The organism is Tenacibaculum sp. SG-28, from assembly GCF_002954385.1.
Lineage (GTDB): Bacteria > Bacteroidota > Bacteroidia > Flavobacteriales > Flavobacteriaceae > Polaribacter.
This window is the reverse complement of the sequence record NZ_MQVY01000008.1, coordinates 1-4,781: the sequence shown is the minus strand read 5'-3', so window position 1 is coordinate 4,781 and position 4,781 is coordinate 1. Positions and strand designations below refer to the sequence as shown.

Genomic DNA, 4,781 nt, shown 5'->3' with positions numbered 1-4,781 from the left:
CTAATAACTTAAAAAAGTGACTATTTCCTTTGTTCTGCCCAAAAATTATTAGTGGAAACATTAAAAAAATTGTTAATACAAATTTCATGATAATTATATAGATTGATTATAACGGTTCGTGTATGAGCAGTAGCGGATTATAGGCAACTGCTTTTTCAAATAGCAATATACTTTATTTAAACAAAAAACGGTTCCAGTTTACACTCAAACCGCTATTGCTTATACACCGTGTTGTAGCTAGTTACTTTTCAGCCTGTCAATTTCCTTTTGATAACTTTCTTCATTACCGTAATTATTTTTTTTAGAAACTTCAATAGCAAGTTTATAAGTGTCTATAGCGTTGGTTATTTCGTTATTTTTTTCATAAAGTTGAGCTAATGTAGTAATGAGGTTCATATCGTTTGGATATACCTCTACACTTCTTTTAAACACGGTGATAGCTCCTGATAAATTTTCTTGATAAATAGAAGCCCCTAAATTGTAATAAGATTCACCAGTACGCTTGGCACTCGAGCCATATTTAGCAGTTAGTTCTTCTTCTTTTTTAAAAAAACTTCATCATTATAATTTGAAATAAAATCGTCTGAATATTTTAAGTCAGAAAATATATGTCTAAGTCCATGATAGTTAGATAGCAAAGTAGACGACATATGTCCTTCGTTTTCAAACTCTTTATGACTGTAGAGCAACTTTTCTTGGTTACTTTCTTTAATAACATTAATAAAGTTGGCTAGTTCTTTTCGCATCCCAAAATCCTCCGTAGATTCGTCTTTTCCAATTCCGAAAAATAACTTCTTTTCCTGATTAAGCTGAGTTGTAAAGAAGGCTTTAGCACTTTGAGTAAGTTCCTCACCATTCCACCAAAAAGCTGGACTCATGATGATATAACCTTGAAAAAGGTTAGGTTTTTCTAATAATGTAGAAGCCGTGAATAAACCACCAAGTGAATGCCCTTCTAATACTCTAAAACTGTTGGTTCTGTAGTTCGTATCGATGTAAGGAATCAGTCTAATTCGATAAATGATAGAAATTGTTGTCCACCACCACTTTTTGGGTTGTTTTCACTCTTCGAATACGTAAAATCACGGACTCTATCTATGCTTTTAATACCTACAATGATGATTGGCGGAATGTGCCCTGTCCTAGTTAAAAGTTCAACTGAACCTCTTACGTGTTCTATATTTTGAAAGCCATCCGTTAAATAAATAACAGGATAACTTGACTTACTTTTTTCGTAACCTTCTGGTAGGGAAATAGCAATTTCTCTGTCTTCCTCCAAAAGCTTAGAAGTCAAGGTATGGATGGAGCCTATTGTGATAGAATCTGATTTTGTGCTTTTTTCCGATAAATGAATGTTCTTATTTGAATCTTTTTGACAGCTAATCAATAGAGCAATTGCGGATAGAAATAGTAATGCATTTTTTGCCATTTATAAGGTTTTTTGGTTTAAAGCTTAAAGACGATAGAAAGGTTGAAATGTTACAAACGGGTTGTGTCTTATTAGCTACAACGGTTAGGCTATGAGTAGTTGCGTGGTTAAGCACTAAACTTTGCAAGTACACACCAAGATGAAAATCTTCGCGGATTTTCGTAAGTAGTCTAGAACTAGCAATAAATTATATACGGTGTTACCACACGTTATTATTCAGTTTATATTCAACTGTTGCATTTATTTTTCCAATTTTGTTTGAAGGAATTAATGTAATTCCGGCTTTTTTAATTTTTTCGCTTTTTCCAGGTTCAAACGCTACTTTTGAATAAATTTCTTTTTCAATTTCAATTTCAGAATTCCCAACTAATTTTTTTCCTATAATATCTGTTGGGATAAAAGAATATTCATTCTCTCTTTTTAGTTTATCATTTTCAGTATATGCTTTGAAAGTTACTTTTTGAAATAGAAATTCAGAGAGTAAAATCGGTTTTATAAAAAACAACAAAAATATTTGAGCATTTAATCCTAAAGACAAAGAACCAATATTAAGAGAAAAATGAAAATTCAGAAATTGAGAAAAATCAATAGTATATTCTCCAATTATCAAATATGGAATTTGGGCAATAATCCAAATAATCGCTAAAAAATAAAAACTCGATTTTTTCGTAAAAAATAATATTGCTGATGCAATTCCGATTAAACTGATAATAATCGTTGGATTTAATAAATCATTCAGGTTGTTGTTAATTGTTAAAAGACTGGTAATTAAAATAAAAATGTAAAATCCTGTTAATAGTTTCATAGGTTGGTTTTTCTTATGTGTGGTAACGGTCTCGGCTATGAGTAGTTGCGTGGTTTAGCACTAAACTTTGCAAGTACGCACCAAACTGAAAATCCGCGAGGATTTTCAGAAGTAGGCGAGAACAAGCAATTACTTATAGCCATTGTTGTAGTGCGTTATTTAATTTTTTCATTCAGCTTTTCAATCCATTTTTCTCTTTTATTAACAACAAAGTCAAATTCATTTCCGTCAATTGTTTTGATTCGAATTCCGTTGTCAATTATTTTAGCTGTCTTTATTTTTATTATTTCGTTAATATTCTCGTAAAGAATGTCAGTTTGTCCTTTTTGAATATTTATTTTATGAGATTTAAAAATCACTTTTTTGCTAGTTAAAAATATTTTTCCGCCAACACCTTCCATTCCACGAAATAAATTTGCTGGACCTTCAATTTCAATATCTTCATCTTGAGTTAATTCAGGTTTAATATTTTTTCCAATTTTTGATGTAAACCGAGTACCAAACTTTTCGGTTACATAAGGAAAACCTAATCCCATAAATACTCCGAAAAAAATCCCTTGAAAAATTAGACTGTTTAAACTATAAAGTTCTTCGTCGGAGAAGTTGTCAAATATCATTAATATTCCAACATATAAAAGTCCAGTCAAAATGGCTGATATAATTCGGTATTTCCAACTCAATTTTATCACTTTTGTTCCTATTTCCATAATTTTGGTTTAATGCATTACAACGTTTGGGGTATGGTTTGTAGTGATATTTTGGCTCTAAATTATTAAATATAACATAAAATTTGGTTATGTGGTTACTTTTCAAAAGTACCACTTTCACCACAATAAAATATACCCTCTTGTTGTATTACGTATTTTATTCAACTATTTGAATATCAAAATCAGGTCTTCCTTTCAAATGATTTTCGATAAACGTATAATCAAGACCTCCAATTCGTCCTGCATTATATTCCGTTTCAATCAATTCTTTTATTTTTTCAAAGTGTTCTTTTGGTGAATGTCTGAAAATAACGACTGGTGGGATCATTCCATCACAACCCAGCTCATTTTTACTAACCCAACCACGTTTTTCTGTTATTTCTATTAGTAATTCAGTATTATGTTTATCAATTTGTTTCTGAATTCTCCAAAGTGAATCCTTTTGACTAGAAGTTCCATTTTTTAGCAAATCCATTTTGCGTATTCTTTGGTCATCACTTTTCATTTTAGATAATAATTTACAAAGTTCCTCATCGTTATCATAATTGTTATCTTTTTTACAACTTAAAATAGATACCGAAATAAATAATGTAAGTAGAATTTTTTTCATAATGTGTTACAACGGATTTGTGTATGATTTGTTGCGTTTTTAAAGTTACGTTTTTTCCGATAGGTTGGGGTTATTTATGCGCAAGAACTTTCATAAACTTAACCAACTACGCAATTAATTATACACCTTGTTAGCCTTTCGTTATTTTGCCTTTCGCGTCAATCAACTTTACTTATAGAGTCTTTAATACGAAGAAAAGTTGATGAGGGAACTTCATCTGGCACTTGGTCATATCGAAAGTAAAATTTTTCATCATCACTTCCAATAGTTGCGAATGAATAGTTAGTAAGATTAATTGATTTAGATTTTGATAAAAAGATAAATTCTTGAGGAATTGAATCCACTGAAGTTGTTGCATAAAACCTATCATCTTTTAAATAGTTTTTAAATATGACTCCAGGAGCTTGCTCAGTTTTAAAAGAACCTAAATAAGGCCTTGTCATTACAAAGTCAACAGCAAAACTTTTATGACTTATTGACTTGCCGATTAATTCAGCTAGTTTTTGATATATGTTAACTGCTCTTGTTCTATAGATTAAAGTATGTTTTAAATGATTTCTAATGCCAAAGTTTTGAAAATCTTGAACTTTATTTTTGAATGTGTAATCGGTCAACATGTAATTTAAAAAGTCTTCATTTTTTTTCTGTGGAACCTGAGAAGAATACCAATCAAATTTTCTAGATCGTTCCAATAGGTTATTATTTACCATATTCTTTGTTAATTCACTAAAATCGTCAACAGTGTTTTTACTGCTTGTATGCAAAATATTTAACTCATTGACAATGTTTTTATATTTAAGAGGAATCGCATCCATATTTAGCATCAAATTATCATAAGCATACTTATTTAAAGTAACTGTGTTATAAATTGTTGTAGCATTATATAATCCTTGTATTTTAGGGTTTGCATAATCACTATAGGTTAATTTATCATTTAATATCAAATTAAAAATTGTATCCTTAATTTGATAAAACCTAATTAAGTTATTCGAATTTTCAATATTTTCAGCCAATTCTTCAAGAACATCTTCCAAAATGGCATCTATTTTAGCTTCAACTTTTCGTTGTTCACTTCTTTGATTGAGGTTTAGAGCTATGAGAATCCCAATAATAACGAGGATGATTTCTCCAAAAGCATATAATAAATATTTTGTGACCTTATTTTCTTTAATCATATTTTGGCGAATTTTTCTAAAGAATTTTATCATTGGTTGATAGTTGGTTTTTTAA

General features: G+C 29.9%; 7 protein-coding genes. All 7 read right to left on the bottom strand.

Translation table 11 applies throughout. The features are described from left to right. Nucleotides 1–237 precede the first annotated feature (237 nt). A complete protein-coding gene (locus BSU00_RS12640) occupies nt 238–432 on the bottom strand; it encodes a hypothetical protein (protein ID WP_105004699.1) in 195 nt (64 codons plus the stop codon). A gap of 95 nt (nt 433–527) precedes the next feature. After that, complete coding sequence (locus tag BSU00_RS13770; protein WP_255402361.1) at nt 528–995, bottom strand: alpha/beta hydrolase; 468 nt, start codon at nt 993–995, stop codon at nt 528–530. Nucleotides 996–1,003: 8 nt separating this feature from the next. Continuing rightward, nucleotides 1,004–1,294 (bottom strand): alpha/beta hydrolase-fold protein, encoded by a 291-nt coding sequence (locus BSU00_RS13765; protein WP_255402360.1) that lies wholly within the window; start codon nt 1,292–1,294, stop codon nt 1,004–1,006. 334 nt (nt 1,295–1,628) lie between these two features. Continuing rightward, nucleotides 1,629–2,234 (bottom strand): hypothetical protein, encoded by a 606-nt coding sequence (locus BSU00_RS12625; RefSeq protein WP_105004696.1) that lies wholly within the window; start codon nt 2,232–2,234, stop codon nt 1,629–1,631. Between the two features lie 155 nt (nt 2,235–2,389). Beyond that, on the bottom strand, nt 2,390–2,941 hold the full coding sequence (locus BSU00_RS12620) for a GRAM domain-containing protein (RefSeq protein ID WP_105004695.1): 552 nt from the start codon (nt 2,939–2,941) through the stop codon (nt 2,390–2,392). A 157-nt stretch (nt 2,942–3,098) separates the two neighbouring features. Beyond that, the gene (locus BSU00_RS12615) at nt 3,099–3,551 is read right to left on the bottom strand and encodes a hypothetical protein (protein WP_105004694.1); all 453 of its coding nucleotides are present in this window, start codon (nt 3,549–3,551) and stop codon (nt 3,099–3,101) included. 158 nt (nt 3,552–3,709) lie between these two features. Next, a complete protein-coding gene (locus BSU00_RS12610; protein WP_146104862.1) occupies nt 3,710–4,726 on the bottom strand; it encodes a hypothetical protein in 1,017 nt (338 codons plus the stop codon). Nucleotides 4,727–4,781 lie beyond the last annotated feature (55 nt).

What these genes read in the sequence shown, in the direction of transcription:
- BSU00_RS12615 (WP_105004694.1), bottom strand. Translation starts at nt 3,551, where the DNA reads ATGAAAAAAATTCTACTTACATTATTTATTTCGGTATCTATTTTAAGT.
- BSU00_RS12625 (WP_105004696.1), bottom strand. Translation starts at nt 2,234, where the DNA reads ATGAAACTATTAACAGGATTTTACATTTTTATTTTAATTACCAGTCTT.
- BSU00_RS12610 (WP_146104862.1), bottom strand. Translation starts at nt 4,726, where the DNA reads ATGATTAAAGAAAATAAGGTCACAAAATATTTATTATATGCTTTTGGA.
- BSU00_RS12620 (WP_105004695.1), bottom strand. Translation starts at nt 2,941, where the DNA reads ATGGAAATAGGAACAAAAGTGATAAAATTGAGTTGGAAATACCGAATT.